A 23475-nucleotide genomic window follows, 5' to 3' on the forward strand; every position below is an offset into this window, starting at 1 on the left:
GGCAGTTGTACGGATGGTGAGGAGATATTTAGGGGCAATGATGTGGAGTGTAAGCCTTTTATGGGGTGACAATAGAGTGGAAAGGAGATAAGAAAGTAAAAAGGACGTGCATAGGCACGTCTTTTGGGTAGGCTGATCTCAACCTCGAGTACTGCATTATTGTCTTAACCCGTTTTATCATTTTGACGAACTGAATATTTCAAATCCAGAACCTTATGCTGACACTGCAACCAGTCGGCGGAAGGTAATGCCTTGATCAGAACTATTGGAACTGATTAACTGTAAATTAAGCGGAAAATTTTAAAAGTAGAGAAAGCTGTAGTTTAAGTCATTTATGCAACATTATTCAGACGGCCCGAGATCAATAGTTTCGGTCATGGGTAAGGATAATGAAAGATAAGGCTGTAGACAAATTACACCAAGCAAAGATAGCATTATCTGCAGGGTAAAAAGCTGGTTGATATGGCAAACATATATCTGTATCTATTTTGAAAGGCTATATTGAGAAACTGCACATCACTCCGTCAATGTCCACGAGATAAAGTATGACAGAAGGTTCAATCAAAGGCTACGGCAGAAAAATAGATAGCACCTAGAAAAACATCAGCTATAGACCTGCATTATTGAAAAGCCCTTTGCAACAACTCATTGACGAAAACGCAAATCAAACACAACCGAATATTTGTTGAAAAATCCGTTATGCAGTTGAACAAAGCTTTGTTACATTTCATTGTAAATCAGGCTGTGAACCTAATTTGCTTTAGGCAACATGGGTGTGCAACGCTATTCGAAAGCGATATGTTTGAATCGTTGAAGTGGTTAACAGCTTACTTGCGCTTGTTTGCTCCTACAAGATGCGAGTATTGGAAAGATAAAAGGAAACTGTCAAATCCCTGTGTTTGAGTTTTGACTGTTGGGGATGAGGGCTTTTTTTGCAAAGGTCTTAGGCCGTCTGAAAACTTGATAGGAGCAGTCGTCTGTTAAATATGCGATAATGCGAAAGATTTCATGGGTGTGGTAGAAACATGGTTGTGATTGTCCGACGGGGATGATGTCGGGCAACGATGGAATCGGTTTGCTTGAAACGCCCGCCTGTTGCGGGCTTTTTTATGGGAAGGAATGGTCATGCCTAATCCGCTTTATCGGCAACATATTATTTCAATTTCAGATTTGACGACGGAGCAGCTCGAATTACTGCTTCAGACGGCCTTGAAGTTGAAAAAGCAGCCTCGCGAAGATTTGCTTGAAGGTAAATTGATTGGTTCGTGCTTTTTTGAACCCTCTACCCGTACGCGTTTGTCTTTTGAAACGGCGGTACAGCGTTTGGGTGGGAAAGTTATCGGTTTTTCCGATGGCGCGAACACCAGTGCGAAAAAGGGTGAAACGCTTGCAGATACTGCGAGGATTATTTCCAGCTATACGGATGCGATTATTCAGCGACACCCTAAAGACGGTGCGGCCCGTCTGGCGGCCGAGTTTTCGAGTGTACCTGTGATTAATGCAGGTGATGGTACCAATCAACATCCGAGCCAGACACTTTTGGATTTGGTAACGATTTATGAAACACAAGGTAGCTTGAGCAATTTGAAAATTGCTATGGCCGGTGATTTGAAATATGGCCGTACGGTACACTCATTGTGTCAGGCATTGAAGCGTTGGGGTTGTGAGTTTGCATTTGTATCCCCTCCCAGCTTGGCAATGCCGGACTATATCACTGAAGAGCTGGAGGAGGCCGGTTGCCCTTATCAAATTTTGTCCGGCTTGGAAGAAGCGGTCGAATGGGCGGATATTTTGTACATGACCCGCGTTCAGCGCGAACGTTTTGATGAGCAGGAATTTGCCAAAATCCAGGGTAAATTCAATCTTGATGCGTCAATGCTGGCAAATGCTAAACCCAATTTGCGCGTCTTGCATCCTTTACCGAGGGTAGATGAAATTCATCCGAATGTGGATAAAACACCTCATGCCTATTATTTTGAACAGGCAACCAACGGTGTGTATGCACGGATGGCAATTTTGTCTTTGGTATTGAACGAAGAAGTTTAAGGAGCGAAAGATGGAAAACTCAAAACTCAGCGTGGAAGCGATCGAACAAGGTACGGTGATTGACCATATTCCTGCCGGTAAAGGCTTGGCCATTTTAAGACAATTTAAGCTGCTGCATTATGGCAGCGCGGTTACGGTCGGTTTTAATTTGCCCAGCAAAACGCAGGGCAGCAAAGATATTATCAAAATCAGCGGTGTGTGGTTGGATGCCAATGCGGCCAACCGTTTGGCTTTATTTGCCCCTGAAGCAGTGGTAAACAAAATCGATCAGTTTAAAGTGATCGACAAACAGCATTTGTCATTGCCGGACGAGATTTCGGAAGTGTTCCGCTGCCCGAATACCAATTGTGCCAGTCATGGCGAGCCGGTCATCAGTCGCTTTTATGTCCGTTCATATAATGGTCAGACGCGTTTGAAATGTCATTATTGCGAAAAAACCTTCTCGCGTGATTCGGTTGCCGAAGCCTGATAAAAATCTCAGGCCGTCTGAAAACACGGCTGTGTGGTTTGAGTTGTCTGCTTGATACATTAGTTTCATAAAAAGCAAGATATTAAGCAAATTGCGTTAAAATTACGTTAAAATAATGCCTTCTGAGTTGATGACATCATTAGCTCAAAAGGCATTATTTTTTATAACACGATACGAAATGTAGGAAAACTTATGCACTCATCCATACAAAGCCGGTTTGCCCCAATTTTATACGTCTTGATTTTCTTTGCCGGATTTTTGGCAGCACAAGTTTGGTTTAATCAGCAAGCCTATTTGACCAATCTTCCCCTTTTGGTTACTGCCATTTCTGCCGTTGCATTTGTTTGGTTGATTTGGGCTGTCGTCTCTGCGCGATCCAAAGCAAAAAGCAAGATGTTGCACCGTGAACAGCTGATTCAAAAAGAGAGCATTCATCCTGTTTTGCATGCGACGTTGCAGCGTTCTGACGGTCAAACGGATTTATTGGTTTTGGTTGTCCGCAATAGCGGTAAGGGCTTGGCGAAGAATGTGCGTTTTGAGGCAGAGGCTTTGCCGGATCACTTGCCGAGTAAGCTGGTTGCCGATGCGGTTATGCGCTTGGAGATGTTTTCCGACGGTGTGGATATGCTGGCATCGGGAGAATTGTATGGCGGCGTGTTTGCAAGCATGTTGGCGCTGGCTGCCGAATTGCCGGACCAAACATTCGGTGGCGTGTTGAAACTGAAGGCCACTTATGAAAATGCCTTTGGCGATCAATGCACTTCTGAAAGCGTTTTGGATTTGAGCATACTGAATTTCAATTTGTCAGAAATTAAATCCAGCGGCGAGCAAAAGCCCCGCAAGAAATTGTTGTATTGATATTCAAAATATGCAGGCCGTCTGAAACCGAAATACTTGTTTTCAGACGGCCTGTTGTTATTTTTCAAATGATTTTTGAAGAAAAAGAGGCGTATCGGGTATAATAATCAAAGAATTCGAAACGGATTGTCAGGATCGGCAAGCCGTCTCATCATTGTCGTATTTCAAAACCTTACTGATATTTTTTCAATAATCTGTTGCTATGTATCGGAACTTTTTCTGATGTTGGCACTGGCGAAATATTCCTTCAGCCATTTACTCTCAGGAAGCTGCTTATGTTAGTGTGTAATCCTTATGAAGTTGTGATCCATGGTACGACCAGCAAAGGCAAGATTTTCCGACCAAGCGACTGGGCGGAGCGCCTGTGCGGTATTTTGTCTTCCTTCACCAAAGACAATCGCCTTTCCTATTCGAATTGGGTGCGCCCGATTTTGGTGGACAATGTCCGTTGTGTGGCAGTCGATAAAAAACTGGAAGAAGACAATCCGCAAATGTTCCGTTTCTTGATGGATTTTGCAGCGGATAACGATTTGCGCGTGATTGATTGCAAAGCCTTGCTTAAAGAGCAAGAAAGCAAACAGCAGGGCGAAGTGCCGGTCGAGCGCGTTTTGTTGGCGCAGGCGATTGAAGAAAAACATGCCGCCGAGCGTGCGGAAGCGGCCAATGCGCAGCCTGAGCCTCAAGCTGCCGCGCCTGTGGTCGGCGTATTGCGTGAAATTCCGCCGGAAGAAACTGCAACTGCTTTTGCGGCACTGAGTATTTTGCGTTCTTCTTTGACCGATATTCACCGTTTCGTCGAACAAATCAACGAGCATCAACGCAAAACCGGCTACCGTCTGCTGGGTATTTTTGAAGAAGGCAAACAAAATGCCGTAGCCGTATGCGGTTTCCATACTGCACATAACTTGGCCAGTGGTTACCATATCCATATTGATGATCTCGTAACCATGCCGCAATGCCGCCAAAAAGGTTATGCTTCACGCTTGTTGGAAGAAGTACGTAAAATCGGTGCGGAAACGGGCGCGACCAAAATCCATCTGAATGTCCATGTGAACCATGACCGAGCAGATGCTCATCGTCTCTACTTCAAAAACGGATTCGAAATTTGTGCGTACCATTTCCGTTGCGATCCGAAATAATTTTTGTAGAAAGAGAGAAATCAATGTTGAAGATTTTGACCGCGGCTGTTTTGACACTGAGCTTGGCGGCCTGCGCATCAGGCAGCGGGCAAGGCAGCTCACAAATGTATGGCGAGATTAAGGCCGGTGTAGAAACCAGCCATCAACGTTGAGATATATAATGACAAGGCCGTCTGAAATAGGTTTTCCTGTTTCAGACGGCCTTTTTGCAACTTGATTAGAGTGTCGTGGAGGTGTCGTCAGCGGCAACAGTCCGATGCAGGCGATACCAATTGTACAGGCGCAGGATGCACAAGAAAGCGATGATGGGCATGCAGGCTGCGGTAACCAGATAACGCGGGTTGCTGAAGTTTAAAACGTTGTGCCCGGAAAGCAGCGACAAAGCGGCATGCAACCATTCCCACAAAGACGAAATGCTGAATGCCAAAACAGCCAACAGGCCGAGGGTTCGGAAAATACCGATGGGCAGGATTTGTTGGCGTAATACGGCGCGGTTGAGTTGGAACAAAACAATCAAACCGAAGCCGATGATACAGACCATGCCGCCGTTGGCGACGATTTGCAGGCTGTTGAAGGCAATGTCGGGCGTAACGGAAATTGTACCGGACTGGTTGGCGGCGGTTTGTTGCAAATTTAAGCCTTGCATGACATTAAGTACGAAACCGTAGATCAGGTCGGCCAAAACGATGCCGATGGGTAGCGGAGTCAAAAAACGTTTCATGGATCAGTTGGGTATTCTATTAGTATGAGAGAGGCCGTCTGAAAATTAAACATGACGACGTGAGAGTGTATTGTATCCGATAGAAAAGTAGGTTAATGCAAAAATAAATTTAGTTTAAGTCAGAAAATGATGTAATTTTACGCCAACATTATTGCATTAAGAGTACAATCTTCTTCATTATCAAACGTGAAATCAACAGGAAAGGACGTTTACATGAGCCAATTGCAACGTGATTTAACCCGTATCAGCCACAATACCAAAATTGTTGCCACACTGGGTCCGGGCAGCAACAATGTACAATTGTTGGAAGACATGATCCGTGTCGGCGGCCTTAATGTCGTCCGTTTCAATTTCAGCCACGGTACGCCGGAGTTTCATGAAGAAAATGCCCGTATCGTACGCGAAGCCGCGAAACGTGCGGGTCAGGAAATCGCCATTCTTGCCGACTTGCAAGGGCCTAAAATCCGTGTTGGCAAAATTGCCGGCGGCAGCATCGAGCTGAATAAAGATGAAACTTTGATTTTGGATGCCGCACTTGAAGGCGAAGGTACACGCGAAGCGGTGGGTTTGGACTACCGTGATTTGCCGAATGACGTCGCTGCCGGCGATGTTTTGTGGCTGGACGACGGCCTGTTGACTTTGACCGTTGAGGCGGTTGAAGGAAGTAAGATTATTACAAGGGTAGAAAACAGCCATGTGCTGAAAAGTAACAAAGGTATCAACAAACGCGGCGGTGGCCTGTCTGCCGGTGCGTTGACCGAGAAAGACTTCCGCGACCTGAAAACCGCGATTGCCATCGGTTGCGACTACTTGGCCATCAGCTTTGTGAAATCTGCCGAAGATTTGCACACTGCCCGCGCCAAAGTCGAAGAAGAAATGAAAGGCAGCACTGCCGTACGCCCCGGTTTAGTTTCCAAAATCGAGCGAGTAGAAGCCATTGAAAACCTGGACGAAATCATCCTTGCCAGCGACGGTATTATGGTTGCCCGCGGCGACTTGGCGGTCGAAGTCGGACACGCAGCCGTCCCCGCCCTGCAAAAACGCATGATCCGCCGTGCCCGTGAGTTGCGCCGCTTCAGCATTACCGCAACTCAAATGATGGAATCCATGATTACCAACCCCGTACCGACCCGCGCGGAAGTCAGCGACGTGGCCAACGCAGTATTGGACGGTACCGATGCGGTGATGTGTTCCGCCGAAACCGCCGTCGGCGCGTATCCGTTTGAAACCGTCAGCCAAATGGCGATTATTTGTGCGGCTGCGGAAAAAGAACAAGATTCGCTCAACGGCGTTGCCGAACAGGTCGAGTATCCCGAAGCCGTCAGCACCAACTTGGCGATTGCCGGCGGTGCGGTCAGCGTGGCGCGAGCAGTTCACGCCAAAGCCATCGTTGCCCTGACTGAAAGCGGTTCGACCGCCTTCGAAGTCAGCCGCCACAACATCACCCTGCCGATTTTTGCCCTGACGCCGAGTGTTTCAGCGCAACGCCGCATGGCGATGTACCGCGGTGTACGTCCGTTGATTTTGGCAACCAGTACCGATCACGATACCGCGCTGAACGAAGTGGAAGCCATGCTGGTAGAACACAAAATCCTCCAAAGCGGCGACCAATACATCATCACCAGCGGTTCGCAAATGCGCGAATCCGGTTCGACCAATACGCTGGAAGTGTTGCAGGTCAAATAATTGCAGTGATCCGATGATTGGAAAAGCAGGCTGTTTCAGCCTGCTTTTTTGTGTAAAAAAAGAAAAGATTAGGCAAAAATAATGATGTAGTATAGAATTGAGTGCCTATACTAAATCAATAAAGGACGTTTCAGACGGCCTTTTTCTTTGTCCGCTACTTTCACGGTAAACCAAAATGATTCATTTTAATCTGAAAAAAACAGCATTTATTTTAAGCGCAGCACTGTTATCTACCGCCGTCCAAGCCTCCGGCTACCACTTCGGCACACAATCCGTTAACGCACAAGGCACGGCCAACGCCGCCGCCGCCGAAGCCGCCGATGCATCAACCATTTTCTACAACCCGGCCGGCCTGACCAAACTTGACAGCAGCCAAATTTCCGTTAACGCCAATATCGTTTTCCCAAGCATTCATTATGAAGCGGAATCTGCCACCGACTTTACTGGCATTCCCGTCCAAGGATCGAAAAGCGGCAAAATTACCGAAACCACCGTTGCTCCGCACGTCTATGGCGCATACAAAGCCAGCGACGATGTCACTTTGGGTTTGGGCGTGTACGTCCCCTTCGGTTCTGCAACCGAATATGAAAAAGATTCCGTGTTGCGCCACAACATCAATAAACTGGGTTTGACCACCATCGCCATCGAGCCGGTAGTCGCATGGAAACTCAACGACCGCCATTCCTTCGGCGCAGGTATTATTGCCCAACATACTTCCGCCGAACTGCGCAAATATGCCGACTGGGGTATCAAGCAAAAAGCAGTGGCAAAAGCCTCCGGCAAACCGGATGCAGCCATTGCCGCCGCCATTCAGGCTGACGGACACGCCGATGTCAAAGGCAGCGATTGGGGCTTTGGTTACCAACTGGCGTGGATGTGGGACATTAATGACCGCGCGCGCGTGGGTGTGAACTATCGTTCCAAAGTTTCACACACGCTTGAAGGCACTGCAGAATGGGCGGCAGACGGTGCAGCGGTGAAACAGGCATGGGATTCTGGTGCAATGGCCGCACTCGGTTATGTACCGAACGAAAAAGCCAGCGTAAAAATCGTCACGCCTGAGTCTTTGTCTGTTCATGGTATGTACCGCGCCACCGACAAAACCAACCTGTTCGGCGATGTCACTTGGACGCGCCACAGCCGCTTCAACAAAGCCGAGCTGGTGTTTGAAAAAGAAAAAATCATCGTCAACGGCCAATCTGACCGTACCGTCATCACGCCTAACTGGCGCAACACTTATAAAGTTGCATTCGGCGGCTCTTACCAAGTTACCGAACCATTGCAACTGCGTGCCGGTATCGCTTTCGACAAATCACCGGTTAAAAGTGCCGAAGACCGCATGAACAGCTTGCCTGACGGCAACCGTATCTGGTTCTCCATCGGTGCTAAATATCAACTGGGTAAAAACCATGTTATCGATGCGGCGTACAGCCATATCCACATCAATGACACGGTTTACCGCGCCGGCAAAGCCAGCGGCAACGACGTGGACAGCCGCGGTGCATCCTCTGCCCGCTTCAAAAACAAAGCAGACATCTTGGGCTTGCAATACACTTACAAATTCAAATAATCGGATTTGAGTTGTGGATAAAAAGGCCGTCTGAAGATTTCAGACGGCCTTTTTGATTGGCAGGAACAGATGGAACAATCAACAGGCAATAAATAGTATGTTGGGCCTTCCATATTTCTGATTGGAATGGTAGCGCAGAAAGACGATAGAAAAGGGAATAGCCGATTACCGGCTTGAAAAATAAGATATTTTTTACACTTTAAACAACGTGTTACAGATTTTATTTATTCTGATTGGCAGTAATCAAAAGGCCGTCTGAAAAACAGGTTTTCAGACGGCCTTTATTTGCCGGATGGCTGCTAAGAAAGCTCAATCAGCTGCGGACTTCCAGTTCGATTTCTCTTTCTTGTTCGTCTTCGGCCGGTTTGTCCATGGTTTTTTCATCAGCCATATTGTCCAAATCTCGGCCGGGTTCGGAAGCGGTATCGCCAATGGAAACGCTGTTCAGGCTTTCCAAAATAATGGCGGATGCCAGATGGTCGGATGTGCGGTACACCATTGCCAAGCCGATTTCTTCCGCCGGAATGGAAACCAATTCAACCGTATCTTTGTCTTTCGGCTTGCGAATCAGGTTGTTGGACAGATTGACACGGACTTGGCGGCCGCGTTTGTAGAGGCTGATCACCGTGCCTTTGTCCAAGCCGTCGAGTTCGCCTTTATCCAAAGTAATGGTTTGGAACTGGCCGGCTTCGCCCACGCCGTCGAAGATGGAAACGACTTTGGCCTGAATTGGACGGGCAGGGGCGTGAGGCATCACATTGAAGCTGTCGAGGCCTTCGGGCAGTTTCAGCAGATAGTCGTCTTTGCGGATTTCGGAAACGGCTTCTTCGATAACCAAAGGTTGCGCGGACTGGGTGCGCAGCTTCATGACTTTGTTGACTTGGGTGTAATACTCGTTGCTTTTGAGTTTTTCGTCAGAAGCGCGGGTACGGTGTTCCAAGGCGGAGTCGGTATAAGGCAGCGTGTTGGCGATGCCGCTGAACACGACTTCTTGGCCGAGGAATTTGCCGGTTTCCGGATCGGTGATGTTTTTATTGACGCGGTAGGTCAGGTAGCGGCCGGGTTCGGTCAGGCCGTATGCGTACACGCGGTTGCCTTGCGTGTAGAGGACGCGGTTGTCGGGGCCCGCAATCAGGCGCGGCGCGTTGGCGGTTTCTTCCGGGGCGATAATCTGCGGATGTTTCATAAACATACGGTAGAGGTTGACGTTGACGGTCGGAATACCGTAGCCGGAAGTTTCGCGTACGCGCGGATGCAGTTTGATCACGGGAATGCCGTCTGAACGGGTTTGGGCATGTTCAAAACCCAGTCGTGGCTGGCCGTTGACGTAGCGTAAAACCAACACCTGACCCGGATAGATCAGATGCGGATTGCGGATGGCGTTGCGGTTGGCGCCCCAAAGGCGGTTCCATTGCCACGGGCTGTACAGATATTTGCCGGAAATGCCCCACAAGGTATCGCCGTTTTTAACGACGTAGCGTTGCGGCGCATTGGGGCGGATTTTTAAAGAAGCTGCCTGAGTGTGGGCAGAAATAGCCATGCCTGCCATGCAAAGCAGGGTTATAATACGTTGTTGCATAACCGTTCCCCTTGAAATCGGTTTGGTTTGTCTTCAGATGATAAACAGAGAAGGCTGGAGTTTGCGAAACTGCCGCCCATTCATCAATACGATAACGAACGGCGTCCGTCGCGCTATCTTAACATTTTTCGGCGTTATTTTAGCATTGAATGTTGCTGTCATGACAGGAGATTGTGGCGGCGGAAACCGAATCTGTATGAAAATCACACATCAGCTTTATAAAACGAGAATATTATGGCTTTACTGAACATCCTCCAATACCCTGACGAGCGTTTGCACACGGTCGCCAAACCTGTTGAAAAAATCGACGAGCGCATCCAGACATTGGTTGCCGATATGTTTGAAACCATGTACGAAGCACGCGGTATCGGTTTGGCGGCCACTCAGGTCGATGTACACGAGCGCATCGTCGTGATGGATTTGACCGAAGACCGCAGCGAGCCGCGCGTATTCATCAATCCCGTCATTGTCGAAAAAGACGGCGAGACGACTTATGAAGAAGGCTGCCTGTCCGTGCCGGGCATTTACGATACCGTGACCCGTGCCGAGCGCGTCAAAGTCGAGGCTTTAAACGAAAAAGGCGAGAAATTCACGCTGGAAGCAGACGGCCTGCTGGCAATCTGCGTGCAGCACGAATTGGACCACCTGATGGGCATCGTGTTTGTCGAACACTTGTCGCAGCTGAAACAAGGCCGCATCAAAACCAAACTGAAAAAACGTCAGAAACACACCATCTGACCTGCGCATCGCTTAAAGGCCGTCTGAAAAGACAAAACAGAAGGCAGACTTCGGTTTTCAATCTTTCAGACGGCCTTTTCAGATGAAACAGTTTGCCCAACGCGCCCATTCAAACCATTTCCACAAGGACACAACATGAAAGTCATCTTTGCCGGTACGCCTGATTTTGCCGCCGCCGCCTTGAAAGCCATTGCCGCCGCAGGTTTTGAAATTCCGCTGGTGTTGACCCAGCCCGACCGCCCCAAAGGCCGCGGCATGCAGTTGACCGCATCGCCAGTCAAACAGGCTGCCTTGGAATTGGGTTTGACCGTGGCGCAGCCGGAAAAGTTGCGCAATAACGCCGAAGCCCTGCAAATGCTCAAAGATACGGGCTCGGATGTGATGGTGGTGGCCGCATATGGTTTGATTTTGCCGCAGGATGTGTTGGATACGCCCAAACACGGCTGCCTCAATATCCACGCTTCGCTGTTACCCCGTTGGCGCGGCGCAGCACCGATTCAACGTGCGATTGAAGCCGGCGATGCCGAAACCGGCGTGTGCATCATGCAGATGGACATCGGTTTGGACACCGGCGATGTGGTCAGCGAACACCGCTACGCCATCCAGCCTACGGATACCGCCAACGAAGTGCATGACGCGCTGATGGGTTTGGGTGCGGAAGCGATTGTTGCCGATTTACAGCGACTACAGGCAGAAGGCCGTCTGAATGCGGTCAAACAGCCTGAAGAAGGCGTTACCTACGCCCAAAAATTAAGCAAAGAAGAGGCGCGTATCGATTGGAATGAAAGTGCGGCTGTGATTGAGCGCAAAATCCGTGCTTTCAACCCTGTACCTGCCGCGTGGGTCGAGTATCAAGGCAAACCGATGAAAATCTGGCGTGCCGAAGTGGTGGCCAAACAGGGTAAGGCAGGCGAAGTATTGTCTTGCACTTCAGACGGCCTGCTGGTGGCGTGCGGTGAACACGCGCTGAACATTACCGAATTGCAGCCTTCCGGTAGCAAACGCATGAGCATACAGGCATTTGCGGCAGGCCGGACGATTGAAGTCGGAACGGTTTTGTAACAGGCTGGAAACAAACGTAGAGGAAAGAAGATAATGGCTGTTTTTGAAGTGGTCGAAGGTGATATTACCCGATTGGCAGTCGATGCGATTGTCAATGCCGCCAATTCATCGCTGTTGGGCGGTGGCGGCGTAGATGGTGCGATACACCGCGCTGCGGGCAAAGAACTGCTGGACGAGTGCCGCACTTTGGGCGGTTGCCGCACAGGCGAAGCCAAAATAACCAAAGGCTACCGTTTACCTGCACGCTTTGTCATCCACACGGTCGGGCCGGTATGGTTTGGCGGACAACAAAATGAAGAGGCCAAATTGGCACAATCCTACACTAATTCCTTGCTGCTTGCTCAGAAACACAATCTCCACAGCATTGCCTTTCCGTGCATCAGTACCGGTGTGTACCGCTTCCCAGCCAAAGCCGCCGCGCGTATCGCTTTGGAGAGTTTGAAACAAACCCTGCCGCAATGTCCGGCAGTGGAAAAAATCATCTTTTGCTGTTTTTCCAAAACAGATGCCGAATATTATCGGGCATTACTGGCTGCCGAACAGGCCGTCTGAAATCCGCCGAACACTTGAAATCAAATATAAATCAGAAAGCAAAAATATGAGTATGTCCCTCGCCCAAAAATTGGCCGCCGACAGCGTTGCCGCGGTTGCCGAAGGGCGCAATCTTCAGGATGTCTTGGCGGAAATCCGCGTGGCGCATCCACAGCTGACGGCGCAGGAAAACGGCGCGTTGCAGGATATTGCCTACGGTTGCCAGCGTTATTTGGGCAGTTTGAAGTATATGCTTGGACAAATGCTGAAGAAGCCGATTGATAATCCGCAGCTTGAAAGCCTGCTTTTGGCGGCGATGTACCAACTGCATTACACGCGCAATGCGCCTCATGCAGTGGTCAATGAGGCGGTGGAAAGCATTGCCAAAATCGGCCGCGGCCAGTTCCGTTCGTTTGCCAATGCGATTTTGCGCCGCTTTTTGCGTGAACGCGACAAGCTCGCGGCTTCCTGCAAAAAAGACGATGTGGCGAAACACAACCTGCCGCTGTGGTGGGTGGCTTACTTGAGAAACCATTATCCGAAACATTGGCACAACATCACCACCGCGCTGCAATCGCATCCGCCGATGACTTTGCGCGTCAACCGCCGACACGGCAATGCCGAAAGCTATTTGGAAAAACTGGCTGCGGAAGGTATTTTGGCCAGGGCGTTGGACGAATACGCCGTGATGTTGGAAGAAGCCGTGCCGGTAAGCCGCCTGCCCGGTTTTTCAGACGGCCTGGTGTCGGTGCAGGATTTTGGTGCGCAACGTGCTGCCTATTTGTTGAACCCGAAAGACGGCGAACGCATTCTCGATGCCTGTGCAGCGCCAGGCGGCAAGACAGGCCATATCTTGGAACTGGCAGATTGTCATGTTACCGCCTTGGATATAGACGAGGGTCGTCTGAACAGGGTGAAGAGCAATCTTGACCGTTTAGGCTTTCAGACGGCCTCTTTGACTTGTGCCGATGCGCAGGACTTGACAGCGTGGTATGATGGCAAGGCCTTTGACGCTGTCTTGGCAGATGTGCCGTGTACCGCTTCTGGCGTGGCGCGCCGCAATCCCGACGTAAAATGGCTGCGCCGACCGACCGATGCCGTCAAAACCGCACGCCAACAGGAAGCATTATTAGACGCGCTGTGGCAGACCCTGACGAAAAATGGCAGGATGTTGCTGGCTACCTGCTCGGTCTTTGTCGAAGAAAACGACGGTCAGTTGCAAAAATTCCTTAACCGCCATGCCGATGCCGAGTTGATCGAATCGCATGTGCTTTTACCGAACAAACATCAAGATGGCTTTTATTACGCGCTTATTAAAAAGCAGTAAAACGCTGATTGTACCGCTCTTGCTCGCCGTGTCGTTGAATGCGGCGGGCGAGGGCATCAGTGCGACCCGTGCCGAGGCAAAGCTGACCCATGCCGGACAGCTTTCCGTCAGCAGCCGTTTCCGCACCGACCTGCCCGACCAGCTTAAAGAAGCACTCAAACAGGGCGTCCCCCTGCATTTCAATTTGAGTTGGCAGCTGTCAGCGCCGTCCGTGGCGTCTTATAAATTCAAGTTCGACCAGCTGCTCAACAACGACAGCACGATTCAATACAAATTGTCCTTCCATCCACTGACCAACCGCTATCGCGTTACCGTCGGTACGTTTTCTACCGAGTACGACACGCTTGAAACTGCCTTGCGCGCAGTAGGTGCGGTCGCGAATTGGAAGGTTTTGTCCAAAGGCGCGCTGAGTGACGTGGCCGCCAAAGACACGAAGGCTGAAATCCGCCTGCTGCTGACAACCGCCAAGCTGCCCAAACCGTTCCAAATCAATGCCCTGACTTCTAAAAACTGGCATTTGGATTCCGGTTGGAAGTCCTTGTCGGTCGTGCAGGAGTAAATCATGCGCCGCTTTCTCCTGATTGCCGCCGTATTCGCCGTAGTTTTGTTGTACGGCCTGACTGTTGCAACGGGCAGCAGCAACGTATTGTCCGATTACTTCTGGTGGATTGTCGCCTTGTGCGGTTTGCTGTTGCTGGTGTTGGCGGCGGTGTTGGTGCGCTATGTCGTGCTTTTGATGCGCGACAACAGCAAAAGCGTGTTTGGTTCGCAGATTGCACGTCGGCTGTCGGGGATGTTTACTTTGGTTGCCGTATTGCCGGGCGTGTTTTTGTTCGGTATTTCCGCCCAGTTTATTAACGGTACGATTAATTCTTGGTTTGGCAACGATACCCATGAGGCTCTAGAGCGCAGCTTAAACTTGAGCAAATCCGCGCTGAACTTGGCGGTGGACAATGCTGTCAGCAACGCCACACCGGTGCAAATCGACTTAATCAGCGCCGCTTCGCTGGATGGCAACTTGGGGCAAACGCTGACCCAATCCGCACTTACTGCCGACTTTGCCCAGCTGGCGCTTTATAACGCGACCACCCATAAAGCCGAGAAAAGCATCAATCCCCTGAAACTAAATCAACCCGAGCTTAACAAAGAAGGATGGGAGCAGCTGGAGCAGACCGGTTCGGTTCGTAGCTTGGAAAACATCGGCGGCGTGCTGTATGCCCAAGGTTGGATGCTGATCGGTACGCATAAAAATCAGGATTATGCGCTATTTTTCCGTCAGCCGATTCCGAAAGATGTTGCCCAAGATGCGACGTTGATTGAAGCGGCTCGTGCCAAATACGCCGAGCTGAGTTATACCAAAAAAGGCCTGCAAACCTTTTTCCTGTCCACGCTGTTGGTTGCGACATTGTTGGCCATCTTTTTGGCGCTGGTTATGGCTTTGTATTTTGCCCGCCGTTTTGTGGCGCCGGTGTTGTCGTTGGCAGAGGGTGCACGGGCGGTGGCTCAGGGTGACTTCAGCCAAACCCGGCCGGTATTCCGCAATGACGAGTTCGGCCGGTTGACCCAATTGTTCAACCACATGACCGAGCAATTATCGATTGCCAAAGAGGCGGACGAACGCAACCGTTTGCGCGAAGAAGCCGCACGCCATTATTTGGAATGCGTGTTGGAAAGTTTGACCACGGGCGTGATTACTTTGGATGCCGATGGCCGTCTGAAAACCTTTAACAAGGCTGCCGAACAGATTTTGGGCGTTTCGCTGGTGTCTTTGTGGGGTAGCAACTGGCATCAATGGCACGGCAAATCGCCGCAGCAAACCCTGTTGGCCGATGTGTTTGCCGCCATTAATGAAACCGCCGACAGTGACAAACCCGTCCAAGTCGAATACGCAGCGCCCGATGATGCCCGAATCTTGTTGGGCAAAGCCACCATCCTGCCGGAAGACAACGATAACGGCGTGGTGATGGTAATTGATGACATTACCGTCTTGATACGCGCGCAAAAAGAGGCCGCATGGGGCGAAGTGGCGAAACGCTTGGCACACGAAATCCGCAATCCGCTTACGCCTATCCAGCTTTCCGCCGAGAGATTGGCATGGAAATTGCATGATAAACTTGACGAACAAGACGCCCAAATCCTCAGCCGTTCAACCGATACCATCGTCAAACAGGTTGCCGCGCTGAAAGAGATGGTCGAAGCATTCCGCAACTATGCGCGTGCGCCGTCTCTGAATTTAGAAAAACAAGATTTAAACGGTTTGGTGTCGGAAGTATTGGTATTATATGAGGCCGGCGCGTGCAAATTTAATGCGCGGCTCAGCGCCGATGCCCTGCCGATTGTTGCCGATACGACGGCGATGCGCCAAGTGTTGCATAACCTATTTAAGAATGCCGCAGAAGCGGCAGAGTCGGACGAAGCGCCGCAAGTAAACGTCGAAACAGGGCGCGAAGGCGGACAGGTTTTCCTGACCGTCTGCAACAACGGTAAAAGTTTCAGCAAAGAAATGCTGCACAATGCTTTTGAGCCGTACGTTACCGACAAACCGACAGGAACTGGGCTGGGTTTGCCCGTTGTGAAAAAAATTATCGAGGAGCATGGCGGCCGCATCAGCCTGAGCAATCAGAACAGCGGCGGCGCGTGTGTCAAAATAGCTTTACCGGAAATGGCAGAAACTTATGCGAAGCAGTGATATTTTGATTGTAGATGATGAAGTAGGCATCCGCGACCTGCTCTCCGAAATCCTTCAAGACGAAGGCTATACCGTCACTTTGGCCGAAAATGCCGAAGAAGCGCGCCAATTGCGTTATCAAACGCGTCCGGCCATGGTGTTGCTGGACATTTGGATGCCCGATTGCGACGGCATTACTTTGTTGAAAGAGTGGGCGAAAAACGGCCAACTCAATATGCCTGTGGTGATGATGAGCGGCCATGCCAGCATTGACACTGCGGTTGAAGCCACCAAAATCGGCGCGCTCGATTTTCTGGAAAAACCGATTGCCCTGCAAAAACTCTTGTCTGCAGTAGAACGCGCCTTGAAACATGGCGAAGTTCAGACGGCCTCCGGCATGACTTTGGACAAACTGGGCAACAGCCCCATTATTCAAGAAATGAACGGCAGCATTGAAGCGGCCGCCAAACACAACCGCCCGCTGTTGTTGGCCGGTGAGGCAGGCTCGCCGTTTGAGATTGTCGCCCGCTATCTGCACAAAAGCGGTACGCCTTGGGTGGCAACCGACCGTGTCGAACACATTGTCGATACGCCGATGGAGCTGTTGCAAAAGGCATCAGGCGGCATTTTGTATGTTGGCGATATTGCCCGTTACAGCAAAAACATCCAAAACGGCATTGCTTTCTTGCTGGAAAAAGCCGACCGCTACAATGTCCGTGTAATCGCTTCATGCGGCTTTAAACGCGGCGAGAGTGCCGATGACGTCGTTACCGGTCGACTGGCAGAGCTGTTGAAAGAGCGTATCGATGTTCCTTCTTTGCGCAGCCAACCGGACGACATCGTCTTTTTAATCAACCGCATCATGACCGATTTGGCCGAAAGTCAAAAAATCCAGCCGGTAAAATTCAGCGACAGCGCGGTGGTGGTTTTGCGCCAATACGATTGGCCGGGCAATTACGACCAGCTTGCCGAAACGGTGAAAAACATCATGTTGGAATCGGACGGCAAAGAAGTGGACGAGCAGGCCGTTGCCGTGGCTTTGGGTCAGAAGGAAAATGCGACGGCGACAGAAATCATCGGTGGCTTCAATTTCAATATGCCTTTGCGTGAATTGAGGGAAGAAGTCGAGCGCCGCTACTTTGAGTACCACATCGCCCAAGAAGGTCAAAATATGAGCCGCGTGGCGCAAAAGGTCGGTTTGGAGCGTACACACCTTTACCGCAAACTCAAACAACTCGGTATCAGCGTATCGCGCCGCAGCGCCGACAAATCCGACGAATAAGCGCAATATCGGTTCAAACACAAAAGAGGCCGTCTGAAAGCCATCAGGTTTTTCAGACGGCATCGTCATTTGACGGTTTGCTTAGACAAGCAATACTTTATAAAAATAATGGTATGGCTCGGCATTGTTATTTTGCCTTTTAAGCCGACAGAAGTTTTATATCAATAAAATTTTCAGACGGCCTTGATTTACTTCAGGCCGTCTGAAAAACCATTACAAAAAGGGAACAGATTGATGACGGAAAACGAGCGTTTTGCTTGGTTGCAACTGGCATTTACGCCCTATATCGGCGCAGAAAGTTTTTTGGTGCTGTTGCAGCAATTCGGTAGCGCACAAGCTGCCTTGAATGCGCCGGCAGACAAAATTGCCGCGTTGGTGCGCCATAAACAGGCAGCCGAGTCGTGGCGTAATGCGGACAAACGGGCTTTGGCGCAGCAGTCTGCCGAAGCCGCTTTAAAATGGGAAATGCAGGACGGTTGCCGTCTGTTGCTGCTGCAAGATGATGATTTCCCCGAAATGCTGACACAAGGCATTACCGCGCCGCCGGTTTTGTTTTTACGCGGCAATGCAGAGTTGTTGCACACACCTTCTGCCGCGATTGTCGGCAGTCGCCATGCCACGCCGCAGGCAATGCGGATTGCCAAAGATTTCGGCAGGGCGTTGAGCGAAAAAGGCATTCCCGTCGTATCGGGTATGGCTTCGGGTATCGATACTGCCGCACATCAAGGCGCATTGCAGGCAGATGGCGGTACCATTGCCGTTTGGGGAACCGGTATAGACCGCATTTATCCGCCGTCCAATAAAAACCTTGCTTATGAAATTGCTGAAAAAGGTTTGATTGTCAGCGAGTTCCCTTTAGACACGCGTCCGTTCGCAGGCAATTTTCCGCGCCGCAACCGTTTGATTGCTGCGTTGTCGCAGCTGACATTGGTGGTCGAAGCGGCATTGGAATCCGGCTCATTGATTACCGCCAAGCTGGCTGCGGAGATGGGGCGCGAAGTGATGGCAGTGCCCGGTTCGATAGACAATCCGCACAGCAAAGGCTGCCACAAGCTGATTAAAGACGGGGCAAAATTGGTTGAATGTTTGGACGATATTCTCCATGAGTGTCCGCAGCTATTGCAAAATACGCCTGTTCCATCATATTCTATAAATAAGATGGTCAAACCGAAAAACGATCAAACCGAACATCTGCAACCCAAAACAATAGCGGATGAACCGCCAAGGCCGTCTGAAAACCTATCTGCCGCCCCATCAACAAGCGCTTTATTGGAAGCAATGGGTTACGACCCGATACATCCCGATATTTTGGCGCAACAAACCAATACGGCAGCAGCAGACGTGTACGCACAGCTTTTGGAATACGAACTTGACGGTATCGTCGCCGCCTTGCCGGGCGGCCGTTATCAGCGTGTCAAAGCATAAATTATCTATATTTAAGGAACCAGCATGACCGAAGTCATTGCCTATTTAATCGAACACTTCCAAGATTTCGACAATTGTCCGCCTCCGGAGGATTTGGGTCGCCTCTTGGAAGATGCGGGTTTTGATGCTACGGAAATCGGCAATACATTGATGATGATGGAAGTCTTGTTCAATACGTCCGAATTCTATGCCGAGCCGTTTAACAGCGACTCACTGCGCATATTCTGCCGTGAAGAAGCTGAAAACCTGCCGCAGGAAGTCATGGGCTTGATGCAGTATTTGGTTGCCGAACACGCAATTACTTATGAGCAACGCGAAATCGTCATTCACGCCCTGATGCACATTCCATCGGACGAAATCACCCTCGATACCGCCAAAGTGTTGGTATTGCTGGTGTTGTGGATGCACAAGAGCGAGTTGCCCGTCCTGATAGGCGACGACTTGATGAGTGCGTTGACCGGACAAAACGTGATGCACTAAACCTTTTTTCAGACGGCCTCAATAATAAAGGCCGTCTGAAACATAAACCCAATACATCCAAAAGAGAACAACAATGGCGAAAAACCTATTAATCGTCGAATCCCCGTCCAAAGCCAAAACCCTGAAAAAATATCTGGGCGGTGATTTTGAAATCTTGGCGTCTTACGGCCACGTCCGCGACTTGGTACCCAAAAGCGGAGCAGTCGATCCCGACAATGGCTTTGCCATGAAATACCAACTGATCAGCCGCAACAGCAAACACGTCGATGCCATCGTCGCCGGTGCCAAAGAAGCCGAAAACATCTACCTCGCAACCGACCCGGATAGGGAAGGCGAAGCCATCTCATGGCATCTTTATGAAATCCTCAAATCCAAACGCGGCCTGAAAAACATCAAGCCGCAGCGTGTCGTGTTCCACGAAATCACCAAAAACGCCGTGCTCGACGCCGTCGCCAATCCGCGCGAAATCGAAATGGACTTGGTCGATGCGCAACAAGCCCGCCGAGCTTTGGACTATTTGGTCGGTTTCAACCTCTCGCCATTGTTGTGGAAAAAAATCCGACGCGGTTTGAGCGCAGGCCGTGTACAAAGTCCCGCTTTGCGCCTGATTTGCGAGCGCGAAAATGAAATCCGCGCGTTTGAAGCGCAGGAATATTGGACGGTACATCTCGACAGCCACAAAGGCCGCAGCAAGTTTACCGCCAAACTCGCCCAATACAACGGCGCGAAAATCGAACAATTCGACCTGCCGAACGAAGCCGCGCAAGCCGACGTATTGAAAGAACTCGAAGGCAAAGAGGCCGTCGTTACCGCCATTGAAAAGAAAAAGCGCAGCCGCAATCCCGCCGCGCCGTTCACCACATCTACCATGCAGCAGGATGCCGTGCGCAAACTCGGCTTCACCACCGACCGCACCATGCGTACTGCTCAGCAACTTTATGAAGGTATAGACGTAGGGCAGGGCGCCATCGGTCTGATTACCTATATGCGTACCGACAGCGTGAATTTGGCCGATGAAGCGTTAACCGAAATCCGCCATTACATCGAAAACAAAATCGGCAAAGAATATCTGCCAAGTTCGGCCAAGCAGTACAAAACCAAATCCAAAAACGCCCAAGAAGCGCACGAAGCCATCCGTCCGACTTCCGTGTACCGCACGCCCGAAAGCGTCAAACCCTTCCTGAGCGCAGACCAGTTCAAACTCTATCAAATGATTTGGCAGCGCACCGTCGCCTGTCAGATGACGCCCGCCAAATTCGACCAAACCACCGTCGATATTACCGTCGGCAAAGGCGTCTTCCGCGTAACCGGACAAGTGCAGACTTTCGCAGGCTTCTTGAGCGTTTATGAAGAAAGCAGCGATGACGAAGAGAGCGAAGACAGCAAAAAACTGCCTGAAATGAGCGAAGGCGACAAATTGCCCGTGGACAAACTCTACGGCGAACAACACTTTACCACTCCGCCGCCACGTTACAACGAAGCCACGCTGGTTAAAGCCCTCGAAGAATACGGCATCGGTCGCCCTTCAACCTACGCCAGCATTATTTCCACGCTCAAAGACCGCGAATACGTTACCCTTGAGCAAAAACGCTTTATGCCCACCGACACAGGCGACATCGTCAATAAATTCTTGACCGAACACTTCGCCCAATATGTCGATTACCACTTTACCGCCAAACTTGAAGACCAGCTTGACGAAATTGCTAACGGCAAACGCCAATGGATTCCTGTTATGGATAAATTCTGGAAGCCGTTTATCAAGCAAGTGGAAGAAAAAGAGGGTATCGAACGCGCCAAATTCACCACGCAGGAACTCGACGAAACCTGCCCCAAATGCGGCGAACACAAACTGCAAATCAAGTTTGGCAAAATGGGCCGTTTCGTCGCCTGCGCTGGTTATCCAGAGTGCAGCTACACGCGCAACGTCAACGAAACCGCCGAAGAGGCCGCCGAGCGCATCGCCAAAGCTGAAGCAGAACAAGCCGAACTCGACGGGCGCGAATGCCCCAAATGTGGCGGACGGTTGTTGTACAAATACAGCCGCACCGGCAGCAAATTCATCGGCTGCGCCAACTACCCCAAATGCAAACACGTCGAGCCGCTGGAAAAACCGAAAGACACCGGCGTCCAATGCCCGCAATGCAAAAAAGGCAACCTCGTCGAACGCAAATCCCGCTACGGCAAACTGTTTTACAGTTGCAGCACCTATCCCGACTGCAACTACGCCACTTGGAATCCGCCCGTAGCCGAAGAATGCCCGAACTGCCATTGGCCGGTTTTGACCATTAAGACCACCAAACGCTGGGGCGTGGAAAAAGTCTGCCCGCAAAAAGAATGCGGCTGGAAAGAACAGATTGAACCGCCTGCACCGAAAGAGTAAAGGTAGGTTGGTTTAAAATAGGGAAGGCCGTCTGAAAAATGATTTTCAGACGGCCTTGTTGTATCTAAAAGAATAGAGTGAAATACGGCTTGATGGCAGTTTCACTATATAATTGAGGCCGTCTGAAAACTCGACATCTTTTTAAAAATCATGGCAAACAACAAACATTCCAAACACACCAATCAAGTACGCATCATCGGTGGGCAATGCAGGGGACGAAAGTTAACATTTTTATCTGCAGACGGTTTGCGTCCGACGCCTGACAGCGTGCGTGAAAAACTGTTTAATTGGTTGGGTCAGGATTTAACTGGAAAAACAGTATTGGATTTATTCAGCGGCAGCGGTGCTTTGGGAATGGAGGCCGCTTCTCGTAATGCGGCAAAAGTGGTAATGGTCGATAACCACCGCCAAACTGTTCAAACGCTTCAGAAAAATATCCGTGAATTAGGTTTGAAACAGGCGAAAATCGAGTGTTCAGACGGCATGGCTTATCTGGCAAGGCCGTCTGAAAAATTTGATGTCGTATTTCTTGATCCGCCGTTTGCATGGGAAGATTGGCAAAATCTGTTTATCCGATTGCAAAGCCACTTGAAAAATGGGGCAATGGTCTATATTGAAGCAGGGAAACTGCCTGAAAAACCGGATTGGCTGGAAATTTATCGGGAAGGAAAGGCGGGAATGAGTAGGTTTGAATTGTTGCTCTATTCGCAAGTTGCTGAATAGTATAGAATTTGAGAATCATTCCCAAGGTGTAAAACATTCTTTCAAACGGATTGTTCCGACGTCATTTGTGCTATAATCCGCGCCCAATCGGTTTTGATAATTTAAGAAAAAAGGAAATAGAAATGTCGCTCTTTATTACAGATGAGTGCATTAACTGCGATGTGTGCGAACCGGAATGCCCTAATGATGCCATTTCGCAAGGTGAAGAAATTTACGAAATCAATCCAAATTTGTGTACGCAATGTGTAGGCCATTACGATGAGCCTCAGTGCCAACAGGTATGTCCTGTCGACTGTATCTTAATCGATGAAGAACATCCTGAAACGCACGAGGAACTGATGGCTAAGTACGAAAAAATCATTCAGTTTAAATAAATAGTGTTTAAAAGCAAAAGCTTGGATATTTTTAAAGAAATAAATGAAAAAAAATCTTGACGGAAATTCGAGTTGCAAATAAACTAGCGTTCTCTTTTGGAGGGATTCCCGAGCGGTCAAAGGGGGCAGACTGTAAATCTGTTGCGTGAGCTTCGAAGGTTCGAATCCTTCTCCCTCCACCAAAAATTCTTACTTGGAGCAAATAGTGAGTATGCGGGTGTAGCTCAATGGTAGAGCAGAAGCCTTCCAAGCTTACGGTGAGGGTTCGATTCCCTTCACCCGCTCCAAACAATTTCGCCCATGTAGCTCAGGGGTAGAGCACTCCCTTGGTAAGGGAGAGGTCGGCAGTTCAAATCTGCCTATGGGCACCATCTCATTATTACCCTTTCTTTCAAAAGCTTAGATTATAGGATATTG

The 23475-nt window shown here is 49.9% G+C and carries 21 protein-coding genes and 3 tRNA genes; 22 read left to right on the forward strand and 2 right to left on the reverse strand.

Features of this window, described 5'->3' with window-relative positions; translation table 11 throughout:
- Positions 1-1125: 1125 nt before the first annotated feature.
- The 5 genes from pyrB to O3661_RS09885 all read left to right on the forward strand — a co-directional run bounded on the left by pyrB (position 1126) and on the right by O3661_RS09885 (position 4664).
- Positions 1126-2046, forward strand: coding sequence for an aspartate carbamoyltransferase (pyrB, locus tag O3661_RS09865; RefSeq protein ID WP_371493297.1), 921 nt, complete (start codon positions 1126-1128; stop codon positions 2044-2046).
- A gap of 10 nt (positions 2047-2056) precedes the next feature.
- Positions 2057-2515 (forward strand): aspartate carbamoyltransferase regulatory subunit, encoded by a 459-nt coding sequence (gene pyrI, locus O3661_RS09870; protein ID WP_315040008.1) that lies wholly within the window; start codon positions 2057-2059, stop codon positions 2513-2515.
- A gap of 192 nt (positions 2516-2707) precedes the next feature.
- On the forward strand, positions 2708-3373 hold the full coding sequence (locus tag O3661_RS09875; protein WP_371493298.1) for a hypothetical protein: 666 nt from the start codon (positions 2708-2710) through the stop codon (positions 3371-3373).
- Between the two features lie 275 nt (positions 3374-3648).
- Positions 3649-4512: a GNAT family N-acetyltransferase gene (locus tag O3661_RS09880; protein ID WP_049331270.1), complete on the forward strand. Its 864-nt coding sequence runs from the start codon at positions 3649-3651 to the stop codon at positions 4510-4512.
- A 23-nt stretch (positions 4513-4535) separates the two neighbouring features.
- Positions 4536-4664, forward strand: a complete 129-nt coding sequence (locus O3661_RS09885; protein ID WP_283255527.1) for a hypothetical protein — start codon at positions 4536-4538, stop codon at positions 4662-4664.
- Between the two features lie 65 nt (positions 4665-4729).
- Here O3661_RS09885 and O3661_RS09890 read toward each other — a convergent pair whose 3' ends face one another.
- Positions 4730-5233, reverse strand: a complete 504-nt coding sequence (locus O3661_RS09890; RefSeq protein WP_049336347.1) for a hypothetical protein — start codon at positions 5231-5233, stop codon at positions 4730-4732.
- A gap of 213 nt (positions 5234-5446) precedes the next feature.
- On the opposite strand from O3661_RS09890, the gene pyk reads away from it, so the two are divergent.
- Both pyk and O3661_RS09900 read left to right on the forward strand, forming a co-directional pair.
- Positions 5447-6919 (forward strand): pyruvate kinase, encoded by a 1473-nt coding sequence (pyk, locus tag O3661_RS09895; protein WP_300481018.1) that lies wholly within the window; start codon positions 5447-5449, stop codon positions 6917-6919.
- A 175-nt stretch (positions 6920-7094) separates the two neighbouring features.
- The gene (locus O3661_RS09900; protein ID WP_371493300.1) at positions 7095-8489 is read left to right on the forward strand and encodes an OmpP1/FadL family transporter; all 1395 of its coding nucleotides are present in this window, start codon (positions 7095-7097) and stop codon (positions 8487-8489) included.
- 313 nt (positions 8490-8802) lie between these two features.
- Here the strand turns inward: O3661_RS09900 and O3661_RS09905 are convergent, their stop codons facing one another.
- On the reverse strand, positions 8803-10068 hold the full coding sequence (locus O3661_RS09905; protein WP_371493301.1) for a LysM peptidoglycan-binding domain-containing protein: 1266 nt from the start codon (positions 10066-10068) through the stop codon (positions 8803-8805).
- 234 nt (positions 10069-10302) lie between these two features.
- On the opposite strand from O3661_RS09905, the gene def reads away from it, so the two are divergent.
- From def to O3661_RS09980, 15 genes are all read left to right on the forward strand, one after another.
- Positions 10303-10806 (forward strand): peptide deformylase, encoded by a 504-nt coding sequence (gene def / locus O3661_RS09910; RefSeq protein ID WP_003678675.1) that lies wholly within the window; start codon positions 10303-10305, stop codon positions 10804-10806.
- Between the two features lie 135 nt (positions 10807-10941).
- Complete coding sequence (gene fmt / locus O3661_RS09915; protein WP_371493303.1) at positions 10942-11868, forward strand: methionyl-tRNA formyltransferase; 927 nt, start codon at positions 10942-10944, stop codon at positions 11866-11868.
- Between the two features lie 33 nt (positions 11869-11901).
- The gene (locus O3661_RS09920) at positions 11902-12420 is read left to right on the forward strand and encodes an O-acetyl-ADP-ribose deacetylase (RefSeq protein ID WP_371493304.1); all 519 of its coding nucleotides are present in this window, start codon (positions 11902-11904) and stop codon (positions 12418-12420) included.
- 46 nt (positions 12421-12466) lie between these two features.
- Entirely contained in the window at positions 12467-13726 is a 1260-nt protein-coding gene (rsmB, locus tag O3661_RS09925) for a 16S rRNA (cytosine(967)-C(5))-methyltransferase RsmB (protein ID WP_070711734.1), read from the forward strand.
- The gene (locus tag O3661_RS09930) at positions 13692-14285 is read left to right on the forward strand and encodes a DUF4390 domain-containing protein (protein ID WP_049331249.1); all 594 of its coding nucleotides are present in this window, start codon (positions 13692-13694) and stop codon (positions 14283-14285) included. Before rsmB ends, O3661_RS09930 begins: the two co-directional genes overlap by 35 nt.
- Before the next feature lie 3 nt (positions 14286-14288).
- Positions 14289-16415, forward strand: coding sequence for a PAS domain-containing sensor histidine kinase (locus O3661_RS09935; protein WP_070765156.1), 2127 nt, complete (start codon positions 14289-14291; stop codon positions 16413-16415).
- Positions 16402-17676 (forward strand): sigma-54-dependent transcriptional regulator, encoded by a 1275-nt coding sequence (locus tag O3661_RS09940; protein WP_371493305.1) that lies wholly within the window; start codon positions 16402-16404, stop codon positions 17674-17676. The genes O3661_RS09935 and O3661_RS09940 overlap by 14 nt, the downstream gene beginning before the upstream one ends.
- A gap of 234 nt (positions 17677-17910) precedes the next feature.
- The gene (gene dprA, locus O3661_RS09945; RefSeq protein WP_371493306.1) at positions 17911-19101 is read left to right on the forward strand and encodes a DNA-processing protein DprA; all 1191 of its coding nucleotides are present in this window, start codon (positions 17911-17913) and stop codon (positions 19099-19101) included.
- A 24-nt stretch (positions 19102-19125) separates the two neighbouring features.
- On the forward strand, positions 19126-19581 hold the full coding sequence (locus tag O3661_RS09950) for a DUF494 family protein (protein WP_070849635.1): 456 nt from the start codon (positions 19126-19128) through the stop codon (positions 19579-19581).
- Between the two features lie 73 nt (positions 19582-19654).
- Positions 19655-21961, forward strand: a complete 2307-nt coding sequence (gene topA, locus O3661_RS09955) for a type I DNA topoisomerase (protein WP_371493308.1) — start codon at positions 19655-19657, stop codon at positions 21959-21961.
- A 150-nt stretch (positions 21962-22111) separates the two neighbouring features.
- The gene (rsmD, locus tag O3661_RS09960) at positions 22112-22684 is read left to right on the forward strand and encodes a 16S rRNA (guanine(966)-N(2))-methyltransferase RsmD (protein WP_371493309.1); all 573 of its coding nucleotides are present in this window, start codon (positions 22112-22114) and stop codon (positions 22682-22684) included.
- A 122-nt stretch (positions 22685-22806) separates the two neighbouring features.
- Positions 22807-23058 (forward strand): YfhL family 4Fe-4S dicluster ferredoxin, encoded by a 252-nt coding sequence (locus tag O3661_RS09965; RefSeq protein ID WP_003679513.1) that lies wholly within the window; start codon positions 22807-22809, stop codon positions 23056-23058.
- Positions 23059-23156: 98 nt separating this feature from the next.
- Positions 23157-23240: transfer RNA gene (locus O3661_RS09970), tRNA-Tyr, on the forward strand.
- A gap of 31 nt (positions 23241-23271) precedes the next feature.
- Positions 23272-23345, forward strand: a tRNA-Gly gene (locus tag O3661_RS09975).
- 9 nt (positions 23346-23354) lie between these two features.
- Positions 23355-23429 (forward strand) — tRNA-Thr (locus O3661_RS09980).
- Positions 23430-23475 lie beyond the last annotated feature (46 nt).

It is taken from the genome of Neisseria sp. 20925_1_37 (assembly GCF_041433255.1).
Lineage (GTDB): Bacteria > Pseudomonadota > Gammaproteobacteria > Burkholderiales > Neisseriaceae > Neisseria > Neisseria flavescens_D.